The organism is Glutamicibacter arilaitensis Re117, assembly GCF_000197735.1.
GTDB classification, from domain to species: Bacteria; Actinomycetota; Actinomycetes; order Actinomycetales; family Micrococcaceae; genus Glutamicibacter; species Glutamicibacter arilaitensis.
Map to the genome: position 1 here is coordinate 3,229,611 of NC_014550.1, position 24,017 is coordinate 3,253,627.

Here is a 24,017-nt window from a genome sequence, read left to right on the forward strand (position 1 = left end):
AGAAGCGCCATGTTTCGCCGAATGCTTCTGGCGGTTGCCAGTCCGTAAAGCATGTCTAACAGCAAAATTGAGCATGGTGAGCCCGTGATCCAACCGAGATTCCAATGTTTTTCGTTGGCCATTTGGCTCTTTGCAACGCGCTTTCATTCCAAATAATTCGAGAATGTTTCAGTCGCTTCACTTGGCCTTCAGCCGGTGGTGGAGAGAATTGCTCAGGTCGAAACACAAGGGTAATTGCTGCGCAAAACGCACTTTCTACAGTGGTCTCATCAGCCTGAAACTCACCGTTTCCCAGCGAAAGTCGAAATTGATCATGGGTACTCCACACAATGCACGCAACATCCTGGTTATCGGCGGCGGCCCCGCAGCTCACCGCTTCACCGAAGCCTTGGCCAGCCGCGCTCCTCAAGATTTGCGCATCACGGTCCTGACCGAGGAAACTCATCTTCCCTATGACCGCGTGGCGCTCTCCCAGGCGTTGACTAACCCCGGGGTCGACCTGACCCTTGGCGATCCGAAGCTGTGGGAAGCGGAGCACGTCACCTTGGAGACCAACGCCAAGGCCGTGGCTATCGACAGTGCCAAGCGCACGGTTACCACTGCTGATGGACGCATCTTCAACTATGACGAATTGGTGCTCGCCACCGGTTCCAACGCGGCCACGCTGCCGATTGCCGGCAACGAACATACCTTCGTGTACCGCACGCTGGAAGACGTCTGGTCCATCGCGCAGAAGGTCAAGGAACTTTCAGCTTCCTTGGGCCGTACCCCGGTGGTGGCTACCATCGGTGGTGGGCTGCTCGGGCTGGAAGCGGCCGCTGGGGCGCAGGCATTGGGTGCAGAAGCAGTCGTCATTGATGGCGGCAAATGGCTGATGGGCACCCAGCTGGATGAAGGGGCCGGCCAGGCCATGGGCCGGCTCATCGAGCAAACCGGGTTCACCGTCCACAACGGTGTTTTCCCGCAGGAAATCCTCACCAGCCAGGACAATGGCGGCACCGCGGTCACCGGCGTGCTGATGGCTGATGAACGCACCATCGATGCGGATATGGTGGTCGTCTCGATCGGCGTGCGTCCTCGCGATGAGCTGATTCGGAACTACAACGCGGCCCTCGACGAGGCCGGCAGCCAGGCACCGCGCTTCGGCATGGGGCCTCGCGGCGGCGTGGTCATCGACTCGCATTGTGCCACGGACATCGATCACATCTGGGCGATCGGCGAAGTCGCGAACTACGACGGATTCTGCATCGGCCTGGTGGCCCCGGCCAATGCCATGGCGGAAATCGTCGCCGAGCAGCTAGCTGGCGGACAGGCCGAATTCGCCGGTTTCGATACCGCTACCAAGCTCAAGCTCTCCGGCGTGGATGTAGCCAGCTTCGGCGATGGCTTTGCCCGCACCGAAGGCGCGCTGGAAGTGGTCTACGCCGATGCTCCGCGCGGCCTGTACCAGAAGCTTGTGGTTTCTGCCGATGCCAAGACCCTGCTCGGCGGCATCTTCGTTGGCGATGCCACCCCGTACCAGTCCTTGCGTCCGCTGCTCGGCCGCGAACTGCCAGGTGAACCCGGCGCCTACCTCAGCGCGTTGGGCGGCGAAGCACCCGAGGGCGAACTGCCCGATGACGCGGTGCTGTGTTCTTGCAATTCAGTGACCGCCGGAACAATCCGCGATGCGGTCTCCGGATGCGGCTGCTTCGAGGACGAAGCGCCGGTGACCACTGTCTCCGGCCTGAAAGCCTGCACCCGGGCTGGCACCCAGTGCGGCTCGTGCGTGCCGATGATCAAGAAGCTCATGGAAGCGCAGATGCTCAAGGACGGTGCAGAGGTTTCCACGGCTCTGTGCGAGCACATCTCCTTCTCCCGCCCGGAACTCTACGAAGCCATCCGCGCGGGCGGACTGCAGACCTTCGGCGAGGTGATGGAGCGCTTTGGCACGGGCAAGGGCTGCGATATCTGCAAGCCGGTCATCGCCAACATCCTCTCCTCCCAGACCAGTGTGCACCCGATGGATGCAGGACTGGCCGGCGCGCAGGATACCAATGACCGCGTGCTGGCAAATATGCAAAAGGATGGCACCTACTCGGTGGTTCCGCGCATCCCCGGCGGCGAAATCACCCCGGAAAAGCTCGGCGTGATCGCCGCGGTGGCGCAGAAGTACGGGCTGTACACCAAACTCACCGGCGGCCTGCGCATCGACATGTTCGGTGCACGGCTTGAGCAGTTGCCGCAGATCTGGCGGGAACTGGTGGACGCAGGATTCGAGTCCGGACAGGCCTACGGCAAGTCGCTGCGCAATGTGAAGACCTGTGTCGGTTCATCCTGGTGCCGCTACGGCATGCTCGATTCCACTGCGTTGGGCATCGAGATGGAGCTGCGCTACCGGGGGTTGCGTGCACCGCACAAGCTGAAGATGGGTGTTTCGGGCTGTGCCCGAGAGTGCGCCGAAGCCCGGGCCAAGGACATTGGCGTGATCGCCACGACCGATGGCTGGAACCTTTATGTGGGAGGCAACGGCGGCGCCAACCCGGCCCATGCCCAGCTGCTCGCGGGCGGCTTGGATGAGCAGACGCTGTTCAAGTACATTGACCGCTATCTGATGTACTACATCCGCACCGCCGACAAGCTGCAGCGTACCGCGCACTGGCTGCAGGATCTGGATGGCGGATTGGAGCGGGCCAAGCAGGTGGTTATCGAGGATTCCCTCGGCCTGGCCGAAGAGCTGGAAGCGGCCATGGAAGCCCATGTGGCCAACTACCAGGATGAGTGGGCCGCGACGTTGGCTGACCCGGTGAAGCTCAAGCGTTTCCGCTCGTTCGTGAATACCGCGGCGCCGGACACCGAGCTGGAATATGTTTCCGAACGCGGACAGCAGCGCCCCGCCGAGCCAGTGGCACTAGGTGCCAGCATCCCGGTCGGTGCGCCGCAAAGCTAGGAACGGATTCCCACCCGCGTTGCTACCAGCGTGGGTGGATCTGTTCGCGCAGCTTGGCGTCGTAGAGATCGCGCACGGACTTGTTGAAACCCTCGCTGATCTTCAGCGAACCGGCGGCCGCGTTGGAGCGAGCCTGCTGTGCGTTGCGGGCTCCAGGGATGATGGTGCTCACTCCGTCCTGGGCAGCCAGCCAGGCCAAGGCCACCTGGGCGCTGGTGGCATCGGGGGCTTCAACGGCAGCCAGCTTAGCGAATTCGCCGGCCGCTTCCAGTCCGGTGGCGTAGTCCACCCCGGAGAAGGTCTCGCCCACGTCGAAGGCCGAGCCGTCGCGGTTGTAGTTGCGGTGATCGTCCTTGGCGAACTCGGTGTCCAAGGTGTAGCGGTTGGTCAGCAGGCCGCTGGCCAGCGGTACTCGCGCAATGATGCCCACCCCTGCCTCACGGGCTGCCGGAAGCACGGTTTCCAGCGGCTTGTGGCGGAAGGCATTGATGATGATCTGCACGGTGGCGATGTTCGGGCGGGCAATCGCGGCCAGGGCCTCGTCTACCGTTTCCACCGAGACGCCGTAGTTGGCCATGCGGCCTTCCTCAACCATGGTGTCTAGCGCGTCGTAGATCGCATCGGTGGAATACACCGGGGTCGGAGGGCAGTGCAGCTGGACCAGGTCCAGGGTGTCGACTCCCAGGTTCTTGCGGGAGCGGTCGTTCCAGGCGCGGAATGCATCCATGTTGTAGTTTTCCGGCAGCTGTTCCACGCGGCGGCCCATCTTGGTGGCCACGGTGACCCCGGCATCCGGGTTGGCTTGCAGCCATTTGCCGATCAGCTGCTCGCTGCGGCCATCACCATAGACATCCGCGGTATCGAAGAAGGTCACGCCGGATTCATAAGCGGCATCCAGCACTGCAAGTGCGGCTGCTTCATCAACCGAGCCCCAGTCAGCGCCCAGCTGCCAGGTACCCAGACCGATGGCCGACACATTGCGGTGGGTACGTCCAAGTTCTGTGTATTCCATACCCATGAGTCTAGTACCCGCGACGCGATAAACCGCGTGATGGCTAATCAACTCAACGCATTGGCAAGCCCAAGTTGGTTATCTATTATCCAAACGATAGAATATCGGATACCGTCACACTATCGAGGAGATCATGTTTCTCACCATCGTTGCAGTTCTTTGCGCCATCATCGGACTGATCGTCATGGCCGCAGGCAAAGCCATGAAGCCAGAAAACAAGAACCGCAGTTCCACGCGCTTCACCGGCATCAGCATCTTCATCGTTTCACTGATCGTGCTGGCCATCGCATGCACCACCATCGTTCAGCCGCGTACCGTCGGCGTGAAGGTTGCCCTGGGCAAGCCGACGTCCGTGGTGAGCAACGGATTCCACCTGAAATGGCCATGGGAAAAGGTCGAGAAACTGGACGGCTCGGTGCAGAACGACGTCTACACCGGCGATAGCGCCATCCCGGTTCGCCTGGGGAACAACGGACGAGCTGACGTTGACGCCTCGATCCAGTGGCAGCTGAAGACCGACGATGCCATGGACGTATTCTTGGACTACCGCACCTTTGAGGGCATCCAATCAAACCTGGTTGACCGCAACTTCCGCGCCTCGCTGAACGAAGTCATGGCCACCTATGATCCGCTGGAATACGGCGATTCAGCCAGCGGCGGGCAGGATCTTGAAGGGCTGGCGAAGTCTGTCCAGGAGAAGATGCAGGCCAAGGTCAAGACCCAGATCGAGATCCGCTCGGTCACCTTGCCGATCATCAACTTCGATGAGCCTACGCAGAACCGCATCAATGAATTGCAGGCAGAAACGGCTAAGACCCGCGTGGCCCAGCAGCGCAAGCAGACCAGCACGGCGGAAGCCGAAGCCAACAAGATCCTGGAACGCTCGCTGACCAACGAGACCTTGACTTCCAAGTGCTTGGATATCGTTGCCGAGTCCGGCCAGAGCCCCATCGGCTGCTTCCCGAATTCCGGAGTCCAGCCGATCACCATGACCGGTGATAAGCAAAAAGAATCCAACTAGCCTTAGCGCTTAACGCCAAACGCCCCAGTTCATTGAACGGGGGCGTTTGGCTATTCAGAGCGCATCCAGGATGCTAGCCCTGCGGCATCGGACGGTCTCCGGCATGCCCTTGCTGCTCGGAAATCACCTGGATTTCCAGGCCCTTCGAGTCGTACAGCTTGCCGTCGATCAGGCGGTCGCCGTCTTCCAAGCCAGCCAGCTGGTACTTGTAGACGCTGCGCAGCGATGTCTCCTTCTTGCCCCAGTTCAGCTCATTGAAGATGATGTTCAGCAGGACCGCCATGATGGTGGCCGAGGAGATGGACGACTGGAAGATGGTGCCGAACCAGGTCGGGAATTGGGCGTAGAAGTCAGGCTTCACCATCGGAATGCAGCCAAAGGCCAGCGAGGTCGCGATGATCAGCATGTTCATGTTGTCATCCTTGGCCTTGGCCAAAGTGCGGATGCCCGCAGCGGCTACCGAGCCGAACAGCACCACTCCGGCGCCACCGAGGACTGGGGATGGGATGGAAGCGACCACGCGGCCAAGCACTGGCAGCAGGCCCAGGATGACCAAGATGCCGCCGCCGGCGGCAACCACGAAGCGGCTCTTCACACCGGTAATGGCCACCAGGCCCACGTTCTGCGCGAACGCGGACTGGGTAAAGGTATTGAAGATCGGAGCAACGGTGGAGGAAAGCATGTCGGCACGCAAGCCATTGGCGATACGGCGCGAGTCCACCTTGGAGCCGGTGACCTCGGCGACCGCAAGCATGTCTGCAGTGGTTTCGGTATAGGTCACCAGGATGACGATCATCATCGAGATGATGGCGCCGAGCTCGAAGACCGGGACGCCGAAGGCGAACGGGGTCGGCACGGCGAAAATGTCGCCGGTGAGCACCTGGGAGAAGTCCGCCATGCCCATGAAGACGGCCACCACGGTGCCCAGCGCAATGGACAGCAGAATCGATAGGCGCGAAAGCGCCGGGATGCCGGATTTGGACAGGGCCAGCAGGATCAGCAAGGTCATGGCGGCCAGCGCAATGTTCTTCAGCGAACCGTAGGAATCTCCGGCAGCCGCGCCCGCCCATGGCCCAGTCAGCGGTGACCGGGAAAAGCGAGACGCCGATGATGGTGATCACCACGCCGGTGACCACCGGCGGGAAGAAGCGCAGCAGCTTGGCGAAGAACGGTGCGATCACGATGCCGATGGCTCCGGAGGCCAGCACCGCACCGAAAACCGCAGGCATGCCGCCGCCGCCGTTGAGGATCGCGATCATGGTGGCTACCCCGGAGAAGGAGGTGCCCTGGACCAGTGGCAGCTGGGCGCCGAAGAACGGGATGCCCAGGGTCTGCAGGATAGTGGCCAAGCCGCCGATGAATAGGCAGCTGGCTACGAGCACGCCGATCTGGGCGGTGTTCATGCCCGCGGCGCCTCCCATTACCAGCGGCGGGGCGATGATTCCGCCGTACATGGTCAGCACATGCTGGAAACCATAGGCGACGGTTTTCGGCGCGGACAGGCGTTCGTCCTCGGGTCTGATGCTCTCAGCGGGTTGGCTGCGGGCAGCACTCATGGGGAATTTCCTCTTCGGTGGACTGCAGATCGGCGCTCCACAGGGTGTGGTGGGGCGCGCCACTGACAATTCTCCCGCAAGAGTGCGCCTGGTGAACAACAGGTTGAGCGGTTGCCGCTGCGAGTTGCATTACGTCAAGCGCTTGCCTTCCTTAGCTATCCAGGGTCCGTCCCGGCTGCTGGGTGTGTTCCACGAAGCGGACCATCATGGCCTTGAAGCCCGGGGTGTTCGATTCGCGGGCCACAAGGTCGCGGTGCACCAGCGCGTTGGCCTCCGGATAGTAGGCCGCTACGCAGCCTTTCGCCGTCGGGTAGGAGACCAAGCGGAAGCGGTTGGCCCGACGCTCGGTTCCGGCAAAGGTCGAGATCACATCCACCAGCTCGCGGTCCGCGAAGCCGGTCTCGGCCAGGTCCTCAGGGTTGATCAGGATGACCCGGCGTCCGTCCTTGATCCCGCGGTAGCGGTCATCAAGCCCGTAGAACGTGGTGTTGTACTGGTCGTGGGAACGCATGGTCTGCAGGATCAGGTGGCCCTCGGGAGCCTCCAGCGCCTCGAACTCGGAGACAGTGAAGCGGCCCTTGCCGATATCGGTGGCAAATGAGCGGGTATCGCGCGGCGGGTTGGGCAGCACGAAGCCGTTCTTGTCGCGCACCCTCTTATTGAAGTTCTCGAAGCCGGGCAGTACGCGCTCGATGTGGTCGCGGATCACGTCGTAGTCCTCGGCCATCGCCCGCCAATCCACCGGATGCCCATCGCCCAGGATCGCCTGGGCCATGCGTGCGACGATGACCGGCTCGGCCAGAAGGTGCTCGGAGACCGGGGTGAGCCGGCCGCGGGTGGACTTGATGACCGACATCGAGTCCTCCACCGAGAGGAACTGGGCACCGCCAGGATGCTTGTCATCCTTGTCGGTACGGCCCAGGGTCGGCAGGATCAGCGAGGTCTTGCCGTGCACCACATGCGAGCGGTTGGGCTTGGTGGAGATGTGCACGGTCAGCTTGGCGCGCTGCATCCCCGCCTCCAGCGCTTCGGTGTCCGAGTTGGCCAGCGCGAAGTTTCCGCCCATGGAGACGAAGACATCCACTTCATCCTTTTCGAAGGCGTGCAGCGCTTCGGTGGAGTCGTAGCCGTGGGCGCGCGGGGAGTCGATGCCGAATTCGGCATCCAGCGCCGAAAGCAGCTTCTCGGTGGGCTTCTCCCAAATGCCCATGGTGCGGTCGCCCTGCACATTGGAGTGCCCGCGCACCGGGCAGGCACCGGCGCCTGGCTTGCCGAAGTTGCCCTGCAGCAAGAGCAGGTTGATGATTTCCTTGAGCGTTGGCACCGAGTGCGGCTGCTGGGTCAGTCCCAGCGCCCAGCAGATGATGGTGGCCTTGGACTTGGCCAGCAGCATCGCGATCTCGGTGATCTGGGTGCGGGTCAGCCCGGTGGCTTCTTCGGTTGCTTCCCAGTCCAAGGTGGCACGGGCGTCCTTGTAGGCATCGAAGCCGTCGGTGACCTGGGCGATGAATTCATGATCCACCACGGTTCCCGGATGCTTCTTCTCTTCCTCGAGCAGCAGGTGCCCGAAGGCCTGGAACAGGGCCAGGTCTCCGCCGACCTTGATCTGCAGGAAGTCGCTGGCTACTGGTTCTGCCTTGCCGAGCATGCCGCCCACGGTCTGCGGGTCCTTGAAGCCGAAGAAACCGGCCTCGGGCAGCGGGTTCACCGCGACCACACGGGCGCCGCGCTTGCGCGCATCGGCCAATGCCGAGAGCATGCGCGGGTGGTTGGTGCCCGGGTTCTGCCCGATGACGAAGATCAAATCAGTGTGCTCGAAGTCTTCCAGCGAGACGGTGCCCTTGCCGATGCCGATGGTCGGGTTCAGTGCCGTGCCCGAGGATTCGTGGCACATGTTCGAGCAGTCCGGCAGGTTGTTGGTGCCCAGGGACCGGGCCAGCAGCTGGTACATGAACGCGGTCTCATTGGCGGTGCGCCCGGAGGTGTAGAAGACGCATTTATCCGGGGTGGTGGCGTTGACGTGCTCGCCGATGGTGGAGAAAGCCTGCGCCCAGCTGATCGGGGTGTAGTGGTTTTCGCCTTCACGGATGATCATCGGCGAGGTGATCCGGCCTTGGGATCCCAGCCAGTATTCGGTCTTGTCCTGCAGGTCCGCGATGGAGTGCTGCGCAAACCATTCCGGGGTCACGGTGCGTGCGCTGGCTTCCTCAGCGATGGCCTTGGCACCGTTCTCGCAGAATTCGGCAGGCTTGCGCCGCTCGGTAATGGATTCGGGCCACGCGCAGCCCGGGCAGTCGAAGCCGTCATGCTGGTTGACGCGAAGCATTGAGCGCAGGGTGCGCGAGGGTCCAGCCTGGCTGAAGCCGCGCTCCATCGAAACCATGACGGCTTTCAGGCCCGCAGCGGCATGGGCTGGCTCGCTGACTTTCAGATCATCTTCGTTGATGTCTTTCTTAGGTGCCGAACGATGCATGAGACCCTCCTCTGGGTTGCGCGGCTGGTACTGATATCCAGCTCACATATTACTAGGCTACGCCTTGATCACGCGATGTGCATGCGTATAAATATTCACGCTGTGGTTGCGAGAAAATGCTGCCAGTGTCAGGCCCGCTTCCTCGGCCAAATCCACGGCCAGCGAAGAGGGCGCGCTGACCGCGGTCAGCAGCCCGATTCCGGCCATGGCCGCCTTCTGCACCAGCTCGAAGGAGGCCCGCCCGGAAACCTGGAGCACGGCATCATGCAGTGGCAGCATCCCGGCGCGCAAGGCCGCGCCGATCACCTTGTCGACCGCATTATGACGCCCCACGTCCTCGCGCAGGATCAGCAATTCGCCGGTGGCGGAAAACAGCCCCGCCGCATGCACTCCCCCGGTGGAGGAGAACAGCTGCTGCGATTCGCGCAGGGTATCGGGCAAATCCAGCAGGGTTCCCAGCTCGATGATGCCGGTGCCGGAATCCAGTTCGAATCCGGCCTTCTTGCGCACCTCGTCGATTGAATTGGTGCCGCAGATACCGCAGGCCGAGCTGGTCAGCACATTGCGCGCGGCGGCCAGATCCGGTGGCGTGGCTCCGGGCCCGAGCTGCACCTCGATGACGTTGAAAGTCTGGTTGCCCTCCTCGTCGGTGCCCGCGCAGTAGCGCATGGAGACCAGCTGGTCGGCCTGCCGGATCACTCCCTCGCCTACCAGGAATCCCGCCACCATGTCGAAGTCGTCGCCCGGGGTGCGCATCGAGGTGGTGTACGAGGTGTACCCGAAGCGGATCTCCAAGGGCTCCTCGCCGGCCAGCCTCTCCTCGCGCGGGCGCCAGCCGCCATCGCGCGTTGCCCGAATTACCCGGCGGCGGATGATCTTACGGCCCATGTACTACTCCTCGACAGCTACTCAACTCCCCTGAGTGTGGCACCGTTGCCGCCCCTCTGGCAACGCGGGCGGGGTAGTAACCGTAAACTATCCAGATGGACACCACTCTCGAGCGCTATCTGCGGCTCTACGATGAACAGTTGCGGACCGAGGCCGAGACTTCCAGCGCCCTATCCGTTGACAAGCTGGGTCCGCTGCGCTTGGGAACCTTTGCCAATGGGCGCGGCTTCATCACCTACCCGCGGTTCACCGGGCGCGAACCGCAGACGCTAGCCCAGCTGGCCGGTCCGGCGCTGGAGCATTTCGCGGCGCAACCGCAGATCTCCAAGGTGGAATTCAAAACCCGTGGACACGACTACGCACCCGGGCTGGCCGAGCGCCTGCACTCGCTGGGCTTCGTTGCCCAGGAGACCGAATCGATCATGATCGGGCCGCTGCAGGCGTTGTTCAGCGATGAAATCTCTCCTGCAGGTGTGGAATTGCGGCGTGCGAGCAGTGCGGATGAGATTGAAAAAATGTGCCGCGTGGTCGACCGGGCATTCGGCGAACCCTACGATCCGGCGACAACCCAAGCGCTGGTTTCGCGCATGGCGAGAAATGACGGCATGGAACTGTGGGTTGCGTGGGCCGATGGGCAGATGGCCGGCGCGGGCCGCCTGGAACCCGTCGCAGAAACCGAATTCGCAGGCCTCTGGGGAGGCGGGGTACTGCCCGAATACCGCGGCCGCGGCATCTACCGGGCTCTGGTCGATGCACGGGCACGCAGCGCGGCGGCCAGGGGCATCCGGTATGTGCACAGCGACAGCACCGAGTATTCCCGTCCGATCCTGGAGCGCCAAGGACTGGTAAAGGTTTCCTCCACCACCCCGTATCTGTGGAAGCGCACTGCAACCCGAACCGCGCTGTCGCCAGCTACTTCTGCGAAGGCTGGATAATGGCGAATTCGGCGCCCGTCAGGTCGCCGAGCACGGCCATGCGGCCAAAGTAGGAATCATGGGCTTCGTGGATGACCGTGCCCCCGAGCTTTTCGGCGAGCGCCACAGTTGCATCGGCGTCCTGAACCGCGAAGTAGGCGCGCCATCCGGACTTGGAATCCGGATAGCTGGAGATGTCGAAGATTCCAGCCACCGCCTCGGATCCCTGGCCGTAGGTATGGTAGCGGAATTCGTCGGTGTCCGAGACCGGGGACAGGCACCAGCCCAAGGCTATCCGGTAGAAGCGGGCCACAGCCTCGAAGTGCTTGGTATGCAGCTCGCTCCAGATGCGCGTGCCAGGTGCCAGGGTTGCGGCGGTGTCCGCTGATTGGAATGCCTGGAAGAGCCCGACTCCGGTACCCGCTGGATCCCCGATGATCGCCATGGTTCCCTGGCCGGGAATCTCGATGGGCTTGAGGTAGACCTTGCCGCCGTGCAGCTTGGTCGCGTAGGCGGCAGCGTGCACATCGGTCACATTCAGGTAGGTGGTCCAGGCGTCATCCACCTCGGAATCCGGGTCATTGGCGATGAAGTCCGTGACCATTGCCCCGTCAAGGTAGACCTCGGCGAATCCCTCGTCCTCGCTTGGCGCCTCTTGGCGTACTTCCCACCCGAAAAGCTTGGTGTAGAACCGGGCGGCACCCTGCACGTCGCTGGTGATCAAATCGACCCAGCACGGCTCGGCCCGTGGCTCCCTTGGTGCCGGCATCGCTCCCCATTCCACAGTTCATCCAGCTCGTTTGGGCTGAGTCTATGTCCTTTTTATTCAGATCAGCAACGGAAATTTTGCTGCTGACCAAGATATTACGAAACTCAATCCCTCGGAATGAACCGTAGTTCCATTATGCTTTAATGTGATATAGCACACAAATCCCCACTGGCCCATCCGAGGAGTTCCCCATGAGCGTTTCCACATCCAATCTCACTGTTTCAGTAGCGGCCATCCTTGCCGAAGGGGCTACCCGGTATGGAGACCTGAACGCCATCACCGTCGATGGCCGCAGCACCACCTATGAGCAGCTGTGGGCCCAAGCCCGGCAATACGCCGGAGCCCTGCAAGCCCGAGGCATCGAGGCGGGCGACCGGGTGGCCTTGCTCATTCCCAACGTCACGGACTTCGCCCGCGCCTACTACGCGGTTCTGGCCCTGGGCGCCGTGGCGGTACCGGTCCACGCGCTGCTCAAGGCGCGCGAGATCTCCTACATCCTGGAGGATTCCGGAGCCAAGCTGCTGATCTGCGCCGCACCACTGCTCGCCGAGGGCGCGTCGGGGGCTACCGCTTCCGGGGTGCCGGTGCTCAGCGTGCTGGCCCCGGAGGAAGCGGGCACCATCCGGCTCGAAGACCTCGCCCGGGAGGCCGAGCCAATTGGGACCTACCTGCCGCGCCGCCCCGAAGACCTGGCCACGATCCTGTACACCTCGGGCACCACCGGCAAGCCCAAGGGTGCGCTGGGCACGCACCTGGCGTTAATCGAGCAAACCCACACCACGTTGCTGAACACCATGGAATTGCGCCGCGGCGACAAGCTCTTCGGCGGGTTGCCGCTGTTCCACACCTTCGGCCAGACCTGCGTGCTCAATACCGGGCTGCGGGTGGGGGCCGAGGTCATGCTGTTGCCCAAATTCACCGCCGAAGGGGCCCTGGAACTGTTGTTGGAGGCTGACATCGACGTCTTCTTCGGGGTGCCCACGATGTATGTGGCTCTGCTCGAAGCGGGCAAGCAGCGCGATGGGATGCCCGAAAAGCTGCGCTACGCCATTTCCGGAGGGGCCTCGCTTCCGGTATCCATCCTCACCGCCTTCGAGCAGCGCTTCGGCGCACGCATCCACGAGGGCTACGGGCTGACCGAGACCTCGCCGGTAGCCTGCTTCAACCATGTAGGCGTCGACCCGCGGCCCGGAACCGTGGGCACCCCGGTCTGGGGCGTGGATGTGGAAATCGCCGATCCTGCCTGCCCCGATGAAATCCGGCTGCTGCCGCGCGGGGAGCTGGGCGAGCTGGTGGTGCGCGGGCACAACTTGTTCTCCGGCTACCTGAACCGGCCCGAGGCCACGGCCGAAGCGGTGGTTGATGGCTGGTTCCGCACCGGGGATCTGGGGACCAAGGACGAGGATGGCTACCTGCGCATCCTGGACCGGACCAAGGACATGATCCTGCGCAACGGCTACAACGTGTACCCGCGCGAAATCGAAGAGGTACTGGTTTCCCATCCGGAGATATCCAATGCCGCCGTGTACGGGGTGCCGCACGAAACCCACGGACAGGAGATTGCCGCTTCGGTGACCCTGGAATCTGGCTCCACGCTGTCAGTCCAGGAGCTGGTGGCGTGGGCCAGCGCGCAGATGGCCGCGTACAAGTACCCGCGGCTCATCGAGATTGTGAAGGAATTCCCGCTGGGCCCCAGCGGTAAGATCCTCAAGCGCGAACTAGTTGCCCAGTTCACTGCCGAGGATGCCTAGAGAACGCTATTCGCCCGCACCGCCGTAGTTCGGGGCGCGACGTTCCAAGAACGCGGATCTGCCTTCGGCCAGATCCGCGTTCTCCCCGTTTTCCTCCCACATCGCTTCCCACCAGCTCTCGGTTGCTTCACCCTGGCTGAGCAGGTTGATCGCTTCCTTGGTGCGGGCAATGGAATACGGCGAATTCGCGGCGACCTGCTGGACAAGGGCAGCAACCTCCGCTTCCAATTGCCCGCTGCCGACCACCTTGGTGAACATGCCCCAGCGTTCTGCCTCGGCAATGGAAATCTTCACTCCGGAGAACAGCAGGTACTTGGCCCGGTGCTCCCCCACGGTACGCACCAAGCGCTCGATGCCCGGACGCGGGAAAACCAGACCGATTTTGGCCGGGGTGATCGCGATGCGCACATCATCGGATGCCAGCTGGATGTCGCAGGCCGAGGCCAGCTGCCAGGCCCCGCCAAAGCAATTGCCCTCCACTACCGCGATGGTGGTTTTCGCGCAGCTGGAAATGGTCTTGTCCAGCAGGTCGAAATGGTTGATCAGCTCCCCTGCAGAATCCCGGTCAAAGAGCACCTGATCCATGTCATCAATGGCGATGCCAGCACAAAAGTTCGCCCCGGCACCGCGAACCACGATGGTGCGCACCGTTTCGTTGGTCGCCAAGCCCGCAAAGGCACCCACCAGATGCAGGCACATGTCCTTGGTCAGCGCGTTGAACTGGCGCGGGTTATCCAGCAGTACCGTGGCAACAGATCCGGAAATGCTCACGCCCACTTGTGCTTCTTGGTCCTTGCCCATTCGGATCCTCCCCGATTTTCATGCGTCATTGGCAATCTATCGCGAATCAAGGAGTTTGCAATACCTCCGGAGCTAGGTGCGTCGCAGCGAAAGCACCCGTTGCAGGACCACGAAGATCAGCAGCAGTACGCCGATGACGATCTTGGTCCACCAGGAACTGAGAGTTCCTTCGAAGGTGATGATGGTTTGGATCAGCCCCAGCACCATTACGCCGATCACCGAGCCAAGGATGAAGCCCATCCCGCCGATCAGCAGTGTTCCGCCGATGACTACCGCGGCAATTGCATCCAATTCCATGCCCACACCGGTCAGCGCATAGTGCGGCCAGTGGCAACCCCATTACGAATCCGGAGGCCAGCTTGCTCAATGGCGCGCTGTTGACGGTAGTGATCTGGCCGTTGCCTATCAGCATGGCCGATCACCGCACCGGCGAAATTCGACAAGTTTGAATCTGCAGAACATGAACCGGTGGCGAAACCTGGAAGATGGGTTTGCGCGAACCTACATGTGCGAAACTGAGCATGTGGACGCACAAATCATTTACACAATCATCGCTGGGCTCTTGCTGGTCGTTTCAGCGTTGGGCACCATTTTCCCGGTATTGCCCGGCTCGCTATTAGCCATCGGCGCCTTGCTGGGCTGGGGCTGGCTGCTGGGCTCGGCCGCTTCCTGGTGGGCAGCCGGACTGGGCATGGCAGTAGCCTTGCTGGGTTGGTCCGCCTCGGCAATTCTGACCGGCAAAAAGCTCAAGGAACATCAGGTTCCCACCGGCTCCATACTCTTTGCAGTCCTCGGTGCCATTATCGGCGCGTTCCTCATTCCGATCGTTGGCATGTTCGTCGGATTCGCGGTGGGACTGTTCGCTGGCGAAAGCGTGCGCCGACGCGACTTCTCCGGCGCGTTCGGCTCTTCCTGGGCTGCGTTGAAGGCCATGGGACTGGGCATCGTGGTTGAATTCGGCTGCGTTCTGCTGGCCTCATCCATCTGGGTGATCGGATTGATCACCCACTTCGTGACGCGCTAGATCCATCCCATCTCACGGGCCCGGCGGGCCGCTTCTATCCGATTGGCCGTATTGGTTTTGCCGATCGCATTAGATAGATGATTGCGTACAGTACCCGCCGACAGATGCACGCCTGAGGCGATCTGCGACACCGGCGCTCCGGCAGCGGCCAACCCCAGTATTTCGCGTTCACGCTCAGTCAAGGGGTTTGCTTCGGCGCCTACGCTGCGCATGGCTCGTTGCGGGTCCACTACTTTGTCGCCGGAATGGACCCTGCGGATGGCAGCGATCAGCTCCGCCGGTGGTGAATCCTTGACCAAAAATCCGTGGGCCCCCGATTCAAAGGCCTGGCGGAAATACCCAGGACGATCAAAGGTCGTCAAAATCAGGACTTTGACCTCAGGATGGCTGAGTTTAAGTTCTGCTGCCGTGCGCAGGCCATCTTGCCGCGGCATCTGGATATCCAGCAGCGCGACATCCACTGGGTAGCCGGTCAAGGCCGGTACCACTTCATCCCCATCTGCGCATTCAGCCACTACCTGGATGCCTTCTTCAAGATTCAGCAGGGCAGCCAGAGCGCTGCGCACCAGGTGCTGGTCATCGGCAATCAGGACCCGGATCATTGTGTTTTCCCCTTATCGGCAAAGACGACCTGTACGCTGGTTCCGCCGAGTCGAGAAGCCCCGACGCTGCAGCTGGCATTGAATTGCCGGGCCCTTTCCTGCATCCCGCGAATGCCATGTCCCACAGCATTTGGTTGCAGCCCGTCCCCGTCGTCATCCACGCTGACTCTAGTTGAACCGATGTGGATCACCACAGTGCTGGCGTGTGCATGGCGCAGCACATTGGTGACTGCTTCACGCAGGATCCACGCGATATGCGAACGCAATGTCAGGGGAATCTGCTCTGCGGTGCCGGCCACCGTGAATTCAAGATTATTATCCGTGCAGGCCTGCTGCAGTTCGGCCAATTCCGCTGCAAGGTCCTGACGGCTCAACCCCTGCACCGTAGTTCGCACCGAATCCAGGGCATTCACCGCCAAGGCGCTAAGCTGTTCCAGTTCCCCGCGCACCTGACCATAGTCTTCTTCATCAAGCAATCGCAGGGCCAGCTGCGCTTTGAGGTTCAGGGCCGTGAGCGAATGCCCAATGCCATCGTGGACATCCCTGGCGACGCGTTCTTGTTCTGCCACCAGCAGGTAGTCACTGCGGATCTTCTCGGCCGACGCTGAGCGCGAAATTGCGGCAACAGTAATCGCATAGACCACCATGAGCACGATGTTCAGGCCAATCAGGAAGATTGCATCGAGGAATCGTCCAAATGCCAATGGCAAGGCAAAGCTGAGTACCAATACAATTGCATACGTGCCAATCAACCACTTCCTGGTCAGCAAGAACGCCGCATAGGAAGTGATGAACGGGAACAATCCCATGGCGGTCAACCCGGTGACCGGGATGCCTACGAGGATAATGACGCAGAGAATCAAAAAATTCACGTGCGCCCGGCGGGTGCTTGTTCCTCCGCGTCCGATGGTCCAGGAGAACTTCGCATAAGACTGCAAGTAGACGCCTGCAAAGAGGGCTACCATCCCCAGCCCGATAATTCGGGTGGACAACGGATAGTCCTCGACAAGCAAATCCATGATCGGGAAGACCAGGAAGATCACCCAGACACCGGCCACCAGCCAACCACGGCGATCCCAGAATTTCTGGTCATCATCCAAGCCGCATGCTTCCTGGCTGGCGCCGTTGCCATCGGGCGGGCATTGGCTCATTGGCGAGCCTTGGCCTTGCGCGTGGCGATCACCGCGAACACGACGAAGATAATTGCCCATGCCACTAGGTTAGTCGCTGGCATCCATAATGGATCCGGCGCCATCTCAACTCCTTGAGGCATATCTTTCAACAGCGGGTAACGGGCTAAGGCTACATAACCGAACATCGGTGTGAAGCGAGCAGCGTCCAGCATCGCACCTTCCAATGGCATGAAGACATTGCCGAAGAAAGCGAAGAACACCATCAGCCCTGAGGCCAAGCCCAACGCTGATTCGGATTTGAACAGCATTCCCACGCCGATGCCGTAGCAGGCGAAGATCATTGCTCCGAGCAGGATGATCAAGTAGCTTGCAGCCCAGATCCAGTCCTCAACCACTTCGGCGCCGGTAGCCGCACCCAAGGCGAAGACGATGGCCGCCGAAATTCCGGCGACGGTGGCAGCGACAATCATTTTGCTTCCCACGAACATCGCTGGTGGCATCTTGGTCAGTGCTATCTGGCGACCCCATCCCTGCATGGTTTCGGTTGCCACGGTGCCTGCGATAGCCACCGTACTGACCGCAGCACCATAGGCTGCCATGGAAATCATCAGATAGAACTTGACGTTTCCGGAGCCCAGAGAAAATTCTGTGTAGCTGGGGATATTGCCAAACAGGATATACATGGCAGCCGGCAGCAGTAAGGCAAAAATCAGGTTGTATCCATCGCGGAAGTGCCGGGCGAATTCCACGCGAATATAGGTGCTCATCATGATGCGTCCTTGGTCAGCTGTATAAATGCGTCTTCGAGGCTAGGTGCAGAAATTTCAAGGTCATAGCCTTGATGTTCCTGCAGGATGAAGGAGGCAAGACTGTCGGAATCAAGACATTGGAAGGAGAACCGCGACCCCATGCGCGCGGCGATCGTTGCTGATGGGTGAGCCCTTGCCACCTGCTCGGCAATTTCTTCCGAGGGGAAGGAGGCGCTGACTGTACGTCCAGAAATCAGCTTGCGCAGTTCTTCGGTTGCCCCGTCCGCGACGATCTTGCCTTGGCTCATCAGCACAGTACGTTCAGCGAAGTTCTGTGCTTCTTCCAGATAATGAGTTGCAAAAATGACTGTCCGGCCGCTAGTCGCTTCACTTCGCATGGTGGACCAGAACTCGCGGCGGGCCATCACATCCATGCCCGCGGTGGGCTCATCGAGGATCAGTACGTCTGGGTCAGGCAGCAGCGCCAGCGCGAACTTGATGCGTTGCTGCTCGCCACCGGAGCATTTGCCCACACGACGTTTGGCGATCTTGGCCAGTCCGGTTCGTTCTATCACTGCGTCGACTCGGTCAGATTGCTGGTGCATGGCCGCAATGACTTTGACCGTTTCTTGGACCGTCATGTCTCGAAGCAGGCCACCGGTTTGCAGCACTGCGGAGACCCGTCCCGAGGAGACAGCCTGGTGTGGCTCCAGCCCGAGGATCTTCACCGATCCCGCGGTGGGCTGGGTCAGTCCAAGGATCATGTCCACAGTAGTAGTTTTTCCGGCACCATTCGGACCCAGGAAGGCCACGATTTGCCCCGTTTGAATTTGGAGGTCAATGCCCTTAACGGCTTTGACCTTGTTGCGCGGAGTAGAGAATGTCTTTTTCAATCCGCTCAGCGAAACTGCGTCGGTTTTGATCAGCGTTTCCATGACTCATAGTCTTCCGTCTTTGCCCGGTGCTCAGAAGAGCAGAAAGTCATGTATCGCCCATGACCGTTGTCATGGGCGGAAACTAGTTGCACCGAAACAACCATGCCGTTTATTGCGCTGGAACTAGTTGTGAGCTTGGCAACTGAGGATTTCTCGATGCTAGATCCCCGCTCCGATCCTTTGCTGCGAAAAGCCATGATCCATCCGGGTCAACGAACAAATTGGAAATTTCTGTCCTTGTGATCGGGTTATCCCCTACCAGACTCTACGGATAGCAATCTGGGAAACTCACAGCGTATTCCCGTAGGATTTTTGCTGTGCTAGATCATTCTTTGTTTCTTTCCCTTGTGACCGATTATGCGACCCCGACCATGGGCGCGGCGTTCCTGCCCGACTGGTTGAACCCGGCGGTCTTCCTGAACGACCCTGCGCTCGGCCCTTGGGTTCTGCTGCTGGTCTGCGGCATCGTCTTCGCCGAGACCGGTCTGCTGGTTGGATTCTTCCTGCCCGGCGATTCAATGCTGTTCACCGTGGGCATGCTCATCGCCACCGGCACCATCCACATTCCGCTGTGGCTGTTCTGCCTGGCGATCTTCATCTGCGCCTTCGCGGGTGACCAGACCGGCTACATGATCGGCAAGAAGACCGGCCCGGCGATCTTCAAGAAGCCCGACTCCCGCTTCTTCTCGCAGGCCAATGTGGAACGCGCCCACGATTTCTTCGAGAAGTTCGGTGGCCGCGCAGTGATCCTGGCACGCTTCGTTCCAGTTGTTCGCACCTTCGTCCCAGTCATTGCCGGCGTTGCCAAGATGAACCACAAGACCTTCGTGATGTTCAACCTGATTGGTGCCGCCCTGTGGGGCATTGGCGTGACCCTGCTCGGCTACTGGCTGGGCCAGTTCTCCTGGATCGAGGAGAACATCGACTTGATCTTTATCTTGATCGTTTTGATCTCGGTCGTCCCAATCGGCATCGAGCTGCTCAAAGCTCGCAAGCCGAAGAAAAATACCATCGAAGACTAGAACTCAGGCACTGCGGCGGCGGAATTGTCCGCCGCCCCACTGCACGCCGCGGCGCATCAACCAATGTTCACAAGGTTGGGTTGTGCCGCGGCGTACTCCTTTGCAGACAAGATCCACGTCATCCTCCAGGGCCTGATTCGCCTCGCGCGTGATCGGTCGGATGGCGTTGGCCAGCACTTCGCAGTCGCAGTATCCGCCCAACAGGCGGACCTTCCTCTCCAGCGCGGTGGCTCGCGGGGCATTGTGGTCCCGGTAGAACGCCAGCAGGCGCAGGCTCCCGTCGCATTCCTCGGTCTTGGTGCACCGGTAGAGGTAGCAGGGTAGGCATTCGTGGTCTGCCGGTTGCAGCATCGTTTCCATGGTGGACTCCTCGTCATTTCGTGGTTCTTCGGTCTCAGCGGGTGCCTGCCCGCCTACCCGATTGCTTCGATCTTCGACCGTTTGACGGCTGTGCTCCCGGCCGCAGAGGCGGAGTGTGGACAACGTCCCCGCCAGCACCGGGGGCAACATGTGCGATGATTCAACTGACCACGTTGGCCAAGATCACGCCGGGAAGGGCCGCGCCATGGACGCCGAGACGCTCACCACCATTTCGCAACAGCTTGCCGCACTGGCCGAAGGCCTGCGGGATGGCAACCTTGCCGGGACCCCACAAGCGGCAACATCAGCGGACCTGCCAGTGCGGTTGATCCATACCCGCGCGGATCTGCTGCAATCCTTCGATTCCATGATCGACCGTGCCGTGCACTCCATCGATGCATTCGACCGCGGTGAACGGCCCGAGCAGTCCCAGCCGCAATCCGCGGCGCAACCGGCCGCGCTGCAGCGAGGGGTGCGTTTCCGCGTCGTCTATGATCCTCTGGTATTCAGCCGCGACGACCTCACCCGCGGCATGCTCAATTCCGTGCGGCAGGGCGAGCTGGCCCGTGTCTCCACCAACATTTCCGCTCGGCTGCTCATCAGGGACCGCGAGGAATTCATCATCCAGCCGGCGGAGCCGGCAGCGGGGCAGCCACTGGCGATGCAGTTCAAATCCAGCGAACTGGCCGATTTCATCAATGGCGTATTCTCGACCATCTGGGACACCGCATTGCAGGTGGGCAACCGGCAGTTCGAGTCCGGGCGGCTGCTGGACGACGACGAGATCCAGATCCTGCGGCTGCTGGCCGCCGGGCAGAAAGACGAAGCGGTGGCCCGGGTCCTGGGGGTGAGCGTGCGAACGGTGCAACGCAAGGTCCAATCCCTGCAACGCAGCTTCGGCGCTGCCAGCCGGTTCCAGCTCGGTGCCATCAGCGCGCGGCACCTGCTGGTGGACCAGACGGGGCAGCCCTGACCGGTACAACCCGACGTGTCGGTTTTACGACAGCGTTCTGGCACTTCCCAGGCGGCGACTCATGGCAGGCTGGGAATAGGGCACCCATGCCCGAACATGCCGCCTAATTTCCGTGCCCAAGGAGCGCCCGTTATGTTGTTGACAGCTCCTTAACTCCGAGGAATATAGGAGCTGTCGGCCGACCAATCTCGGCATGGTGTCTTGCCCCTGCTTATCCAATAGTCCGGGGGGTGTTGCCACCGAGATTGGGATGGCAGCGAGGTGATTGCTAATTAGGGGCGCGGCGCCAAAATGGACGCCTGTCATAACGTGGATGTAAGACTTTGCTACCGACGGTTGGTCGACCTTGAACAAAAACTAGTTCAAAGGAGCACTAGTCATGATCACCACAGACATCGAGATTTTCCTCGGCCTGGACGTCGGGAAAACCGACCACTGGGCCTGCGCTGTCACCCAAGACGGCACCAAAATCTGGAACAAAACCCTACCCAACGACGAAGCCAAACTCACCGCCGTGTATCAGAAGCTTTTAGCTCTAGGACATGTCTTGGTGGTCGTGGATCAGCCAGCCACCATCGGCGCCCTGGCCGTTGCGGTCGCTCAGCACCTCGGCATTCCGGTGGCATACCTGCCTGGGCTCTCGATGCGGCGCATCGCAGATATGTATCCTGGGACGGCGAAAACAGACGAAAAAGATGCCTTTATCATCGCGGATGCGGCCCGTACCATGCCGCATACCTTGCGTAGCATCCAGGTCTCTGACGAGGACGAAGCCACCTTAGGCATGCTCACCGGTTTCGACCTGGACCTGGCCCGTCAGATCACTCAGACCAGCAACCGGATCCGCGGGCTATTCACCCAGATCCACCCACCCCTGGAACGAGTGATCGGACCTTGGCTGGAGCATGATGCTGTTTTGGAGGTCCTCGCCACCTGGCCCACCCCAGCGCAACTGAAGCACGCGGGCAAAGCGCGGATCGATGCGAAGCTGAAAAAGCAGGGAGCCCGCCGTCACACTGCTTGGGCCGGAGCCATCATGGATGCACTGGATGAGCAAACAGTGGTCGTGGTCGGCACCGACGCAGCCGGCCTGGTCCTCCCGCATCTGGCCCGCCAGATGATCTCGTTGCATGCTCAGCGTGTGGACGTGGCCACGCATTTGGAGGCAATGGTGGAGGCCCACCCTCTTTACCCGGTCCTGACATCCATGCCCGGGGTCGCCGTCAGGACCGCCGCGATCATCATCGCCGAGACCTCCGGCAAGACCTTCGCCAGTGCCGCATCACTGTCCTCTTACGCTGGGCTTGCGCCAAACACGCGCCAGTCTGGCACCTCGATCAAGTCCGAGCGCGTCAGCCATTCAGGCAACAAACGGCTGAAGCGAGCGCTCTTCCTCTCGGCGTTTGCCTCGATCAGGTTCGACCCGACCAGCCGGGCCTACTACGACCGGAAACGTGCTCAAGGCAAACGCCATAACCAAGCACTTATCGCACTGGCCCACCGACGGCTCACAGTCCTGTTCGCCATGATCCGTGACGGGTCACTCTATGACGTGCCAGAGCTGAAAATAGCTTGACTTTTTACATAGGGGCACCCCCCGACCGCGTGGATCAACCAATCGGTAAAGCTGGAAGAAGGTGAAAAATGTAGGCCGCTTAGCACCCACTCGTCTCACTTGAATTGAAAATTTGCGACCTCACGGTGAGTGCAAGCTCTTGTTTTTAACCCGGGTTGCATGCCTAAGCCTCCTGCCCGCATGGGCACGAGGACCAAGTTATCGATTCTCTACTTCCACATGAACTAATCCCATGATGATTCAAGGCAGTGAAGGAGAACTCTGCGCTGAGGAAAGCTCTCTTGAGATCAAGAGCACTTCAAATTGAGCTTAATTCAAGGTATTATGAAAAGCTGATCATAACACTTGCCCTCGGCCGGCTTAGCCAGTTGAGGGTTCTAGGCCGGGGGCATAATGAAAAAAACAACTAAAGGGGCATTAGCCGCGGCAGCAGCAGGGTTTCTGCTTCTCGGAGGAGCCGGAACTATTGCTTACTGGAGCGATAGCTCCACCATCAGTGGTGGAACAGTGAATACCGGCAACCTGGCCCTTAGTGATGCCGCTTGTTCCGAGAACTGGCTCTACGCCCCGGGGAATTCTGGCGCTGGCGATCCAGTAAGCTTGCTGGTCCCGGGAGATGCGATCACTAAGGAATGCACCTTCACGGTTTCCGCAACTGGTGACAACCTCACCGCAACTCTTAACACCCCTGACTCGGCATTGATCACGGCCGAGGGTACTGACACTTTCGAAGCCAGCGTCGCCGCTACCTATAACCTCGCTGGAAGTCCTGTAACAGAGGACACTCCGATCACCGACGCCAATGATGGCCAGACGCTAACCGCGACCGTTACCGTAACGTTCCCATTCGGCGACGAAGCCGCCGTCAACGCGAACGACACCCAGAACGTCACCGCTTCTTTGAACGACATCGCAGTCACGCTGGTGCAGACAGAATCCTGATCTGAGCTATGCACCGTGTGAGAACCGCCGGAAGAGGGGTGATCCGAATCATTTCTTGGGTCACCATCCTCAGCTTCACCGCAGCTCTTGTGGTTTCTGTGCTCATTCCACGGCTTGCTGATGCCACGCCGTATGCGGTTCTCACTGGCTCCATGCAACCGCATCACCCGCCAGGTTCGCTAGTTGTGGTTCGTCCGGTGCCAGAGTCGGACATCCACGAAGGCGATATCATCACCTACCAGTTGGAATCGGGAAAGCCGACGGTGGTCACCCACCGAGTGATCCATCGCAGTACCAACTTAGAAGGGCAGGTTCTCTTCACCACCCAAGGTGACGCCAATAGTGTCGCCGACGCTAAACCAGTCGCCCACGTGCAGATCAAGGGAAAGCTATGGTACTCAGTGCCGTATCTGGGATACGCCAACACGATCATCACGGGCAAGGAGCGCGACATCGCGCTGGCTATTGTTGTATCGATACTGCTGGGTTACTCGGCTTACATGTTTATCAGTGCAGCCGGTGTAAAGCGGAAAGAAGGCAAGACCTGTAGAACAAACGGGGCTTCCTCATGAGGCGCTACTCTACGA

General features: G+C 60.7%; 20 protein-coding genes and 2 pseudogenes. 10 read left to right on the forward strand and 12 right to left on the reverse strand.

Annotated features, from left to right (window positions below; genetic code table 11):
- Nucleotides 1–313: 313 nt before the first annotated feature.
- Complete coding sequence (gene nirB / locus AARI_RS15405) at nt 314–2,929, forward strand: nitrite reductase large subunit NirB (RefSeq protein ID WP_013350199.1); 2,616 nt, start codon at nt 314–316, stop codon at nt 2,927–2,929.
- Nucleotides 2,930–2,951: 22 nt separating this feature from the next.
- Here nirB and AARI_RS15410 read toward each other — a convergent pair whose 3' ends face one another.
- A complete protein-coding gene (locus AARI_RS15410; RefSeq protein WP_041649058.1) occupies nt 2,952–3,941 on the reverse strand; it encodes an aldo/keto reductase in 990 nt (329 codons plus the stop codon).
- A gap of 133 nt (nt 3,942–4,074) precedes the next feature.
- Here AARI_RS15410 and AARI_RS15415 point away from each other — a divergent pair, with 133 nt between their 5' ends.
- Complete coding sequence (locus AARI_RS15415) at nt 4,075–4,962, forward strand: SPFH domain-containing protein (protein ID WP_013350201.1); 888 nt, start codon at nt 4,075–4,077, stop codon at nt 4,960–4,962.
- A 73-nt stretch (nt 4,963–5,035) separates the two neighbouring features.
- Here AARI_RS15415 and AARI_RS15420 read toward each other — a convergent pair.
- From AARI_RS15420 to fdhD, 3 genes and pseudogenes are all read right to left on the reverse strand, one after another.
- Nucleotides 5,036–6,518: pseudogene (locus AARI_RS15420) on the reverse strand (nucleobase:cation symporter-2 family protein).
- Between the two features lie 151 nt (nt 6,519–6,669).
- Nucleotides 6,670–8,991, reverse strand: a complete 2,322-nt coding sequence (locus tag AARI_RS15425) for an FdhF/YdeP family oxidoreductase (RefSeq protein WP_013350202.1) — start codon at nt 8,989–8,991, stop codon at nt 6,670–6,672.
- Between the two features lie 57 nt (nt 8,992–9,048).
- Entirely contained in the window at nt 9,049–9,879 is an 831-nt protein-coding gene (gene fdhD, locus AARI_RS15430; RefSeq protein WP_013350203.1) for a formate dehydrogenase accessory sulfurtransferase FdhD, read from the reverse strand.
- 95 nt (nt 9,880–9,974) lie between these two features.
- On the opposite strand from fdhD, the gene AARI_RS15435 reads away from it, so the two are divergent.
- Entirely contained in the window at nt 9,975–10,814 is an 840-nt protein-coding gene (locus AARI_RS15435) for a GNAT family N-acetyltransferase (RefSeq protein ID WP_013350204.1), read from the forward strand.
- Here the strand turns inward: AARI_RS15435 and AARI_RS15440 are convergent.
- Nucleotides 10,792–11,562, reverse strand: a complete 771-nt coding sequence (locus AARI_RS15440; RefSeq protein ID WP_013350205.1) for a VOC family protein — start codon at nt 11,560–11,562, stop codon at nt 10,792–10,794. The two genes, AARI_RS15435 and AARI_RS15440, sit on opposite strands and share 23 nt — an antisense overlap.
- Nucleotides 11,563–11,753: 191 nt before the next feature.
- Here AARI_RS15440 and AARI_RS15445 point away from each other — a divergent pair, with 191 nt between their 5' ends.
- A complete protein-coding gene (locus tag AARI_RS15445) occupies nt 11,754–13,313 on the forward strand; it encodes a long-chain-fatty-acid--CoA ligase (protein WP_013350206.1) in 1,560 nt (519 codons plus the stop codon).
- Nucleotides 13,314–13,319: 6 nt separating this feature from the next.
- Here AARI_RS15445 and AARI_RS15450 read toward each other — a convergent pair whose 3' ends face one another.
- On the reverse strand, nt 13,320–14,114 hold the full coding sequence (locus AARI_RS15450; RefSeq protein WP_013350207.1) for an enoyl-CoA hydratase/isomerase family protein: 795 nt from the start codon (nt 14,112–14,114) through the stop codon (nt 13,320–13,322).
- 72 nt (nt 14,115–14,186) lie between these two features.
- Nucleotides 14,187–14,432, reverse strand: a pseudogene (locus AARI_RS15455) (ABC transporter permease subunit); the annotation flags it as partial.
- A 142-nt stretch (nt 14,433–14,574) separates the two neighbouring features.
- Between AARI_RS15455 and AARI_RS15460 the strand changes: the two are divergent.
- A complete protein-coding gene (locus tag AARI_RS15460) occupies nt 14,575–15,138 on the forward strand; it encodes a DUF456 domain-containing protein (protein ID WP_226910667.1) in 564 nt (187 codons plus the stop codon).
- Here AARI_RS15460 and AARI_RS15465 read toward each other — a convergent pair.
- Genes AARI_RS15465 through AARI_RS15480 form a run of 4 tightly spaced genes read right to left on the reverse strand, consistent with a single transcriptional unit; the run spans nt 15,135 to nt 18,557 of the window.
- Nucleotides 15,135–15,740: a response regulator transcription factor gene (locus tag AARI_RS15465; protein WP_013350209.1), complete on the reverse strand. Its 606-nt coding sequence runs from the start codon at nt 15,738–15,740 to the stop codon at nt 15,135–15,137. The two genes, AARI_RS15460 and AARI_RS15465, sit on opposite strands and share 4 nt — an antisense overlap.
- The gene (locus tag AARI_RS15470; RefSeq protein WP_013350210.1) at nt 15,737–16,891 is read right to left on the reverse strand and encodes a sensor histidine kinase; all 1,155 of its coding nucleotides are present in this window, start codon (nt 16,889–16,891) and stop codon (nt 15,737–15,739) included. Before AARI_RS15470 ends, AARI_RS15465 begins: the two co-directional genes overlap by 4 nt.
- Nucleotides 16,888–17,643, reverse strand: coding sequence for an ABC transporter permease (locus AARI_RS15475; protein WP_013350211.1), 756 nt, complete (start codon nt 17,641–17,643; stop codon nt 16,888–16,890). Before AARI_RS15475 ends, AARI_RS15470 begins: the two co-directional genes overlap by 4 nt.
- Nucleotides 17,640–18,557, reverse strand: a complete 918-nt coding sequence (locus AARI_RS15480) for an ABC transporter ATP-binding protein (protein WP_013350212.1) — start codon at nt 18,555–18,557, stop codon at nt 17,640–17,642. The genes AARI_RS15475 and AARI_RS15480 overlap by 4 nt, the downstream gene beginning before the upstream one ends.
- Nucleotides 18,558–18,904: 347 nt before the next feature.
- Here AARI_RS15480 and AARI_RS15485 point away from each other — a divergent pair, with 347 nt between their 5' ends.
- Nucleotides 18,905–19,579, forward strand: coding sequence for a DedA family protein (locus AARI_RS15485; protein WP_407637045.1), 675 nt, complete (start codon nt 18,905–18,907; stop codon nt 19,577–19,579).
- Between the two features lie 3 nt (nt 19,580–19,582).
- On the opposite strand, the gene AARI_RS15490 is transcribed toward AARI_RS15485, so the two are convergent.
- Complete coding sequence (locus AARI_RS15490; RefSeq protein WP_157867168.1) at nt 19,583–20,062, reverse strand: DUF2695 domain-containing protein; 480 nt, start codon at nt 20,060–20,062, stop codon at nt 19,583–19,585.
- Here AARI_RS15490 and AARI_RS18740 point away from each other — a divergent pair.
- The 4 genes from AARI_RS18740 to AARI_RS15510 all read left to right on the forward strand — a co-directional run bounded on the left by AARI_RS18740 (nt 20,055) and on the right by AARI_RS15510 (nt 24,002).
- Nucleotides 20,055–20,912 carry a helix-turn-helix transcriptional regulator gene (locus AARI_RS18740; protein ID WP_013350215.1) on the forward strand — a complete coding sequence of 286 codons (858 nt, stop codon included), beginning with the start codon at nt 20,055–20,057 and terminating at the stop codon, nt 20,910–20,912. The two genes, AARI_RS15490 and AARI_RS18740, sit on opposite strands and share 8 nt — an antisense overlap.
- Before the next feature lie 379 nt (nt 20,913–21,291).
- Nucleotides 21,292–22,488 (forward strand): IS110-like element ISAar2 family transposase, encoded by a 1,197-nt coding sequence (locus AARI_RS15500; protein ID WP_013348203.1) that lies wholly within the window; start codon nt 21,292–21,294, stop codon nt 22,486–22,488.
- 393 nt (nt 22,489–22,881) lie between these two features.
- Nucleotides 22,882–23,430, forward strand: a complete 549-nt coding sequence (locus AARI_RS18745) for an alternate-type signal peptide domain-containing protein (protein ID WP_013350216.1) — start codon at nt 22,882–22,884, stop codon at nt 23,428–23,430.
- 38 nt (nt 23,431–23,468) lie between these two features.
- Entirely contained in the window at nt 23,469–24,002 is a 534-nt protein-coding gene (locus AARI_RS15510; protein ID WP_157867169.1) for a signal peptidase I, read from the forward strand.
- The last annotated feature ends 15 nt before the right edge of the window (nt 24,003–24,017 follow it).

Bases quoted from the DNA above. Each gene is read 5' to 3' on its own strand.
- AARI_RS15445 (WP_013350206.1), top strand. From the start codon at position 11,754: ATGAGCGTTTCCACATCCAATCTCACTGTTTCAGTAGCGGCCATCCTT.
- AARI_RS15465 (WP_013350209.1), bottom strand. From the start codon at position 15,740: ATGATCCGGGTCCTGATTGCCGATGACCAGCACCTGGTGCGCAGCGCT.
- fdhD (WP_013350203.1), bottom strand. From the start codon at position 9,879: ATGGGCCGTAAGATCATCCGCCGCCGGGTAATTCGGGCAACGCGCGAT.
- AARI_RS15475 (WP_013350211.1), bottom strand. From the start codon at position 17,643: ATGATGAGCACCTATATTCGCGTGGAATTCGCCCGGCACTTCCGCGAT.
- nirB (WP_013350199.1), top strand. From the start codon at position 314: ATGGGTACTCCACACAATGCACGCAACATCCTGGTTATCGGCGGCGGC.
- AARI_RS18745 (WP_013350216.1), top strand. From the start codon at position 22,882: ATGAAAAAAACAACTAAAGGGGCATTAGCCGCGGCAGCAGCAGGGTTT.
- AARI_RS15470 (WP_013350210.1), bottom strand. From the start codon at position 16,891: ATGAGCCAATGCCCGCCCGATGGCAACGGCGCCAGCCAGGAAGCATGC.
- AARI_RS15425 (WP_013350202.1), bottom strand. From the start codon at position 8,991: ATGCATCGTTCGGCACCTAAGAAAGACATCAACGAAGATGATCTGAAA.
- AARI_RS15450 (WP_013350207.1), bottom strand. From the start codon at position 14,114: ATGGGCAAGGACCAAGAAGCACAAGTGGGCGTGAGCATTTCCGGATCT.
- AARI_RS15415 (WP_013350201.1), top strand. From the start codon at position 4,075: ATGTTTCTCACCATCGTTGCAGTTCTTTGCGCCATCATCGGACTGATC.
- AARI_RS15480 (WP_013350212.1), bottom strand. From the start codon at position 18,557: ATGGAAACGCTGATCAAAACCGACGCAGTTTCGCTGAGCGGATTGAAA.
- AARI_RS15410 (WP_041649058.1), bottom strand. From the start codon at position 3,941: ATGGAATACACAGAACTTGGACGTACCCACCGCAATGTGTCGGCCATC.
- AARI_RS15440 (WP_013350205.1), bottom strand. From the start codon at position 11,562: ATGCCGGCACCAAGGGAGCCACGGGCCGAGCCGTGCTGGGTCGATTTG.
- AARI_RS15460 (WP_226910667.1), top strand. From the start codon at position 14,575: ATGAACCGGTGGCGAAACCTGGAAGATGGGTTTGCGCGAACCTACATG.
- AARI_RS15500 (WP_013348203.1), top strand. From the start codon at position 21,292: ATGATCACCACAGACATCGAGATTTTCCTCGGCCTGGACGTCGGGAAA.
- AARI_RS15435 (WP_013350204.1), top strand. From the start codon at position 9,975: ATGGACACCACTCTCGAGCGCTATCTGCGGCTCTACGATGAACAGTTG.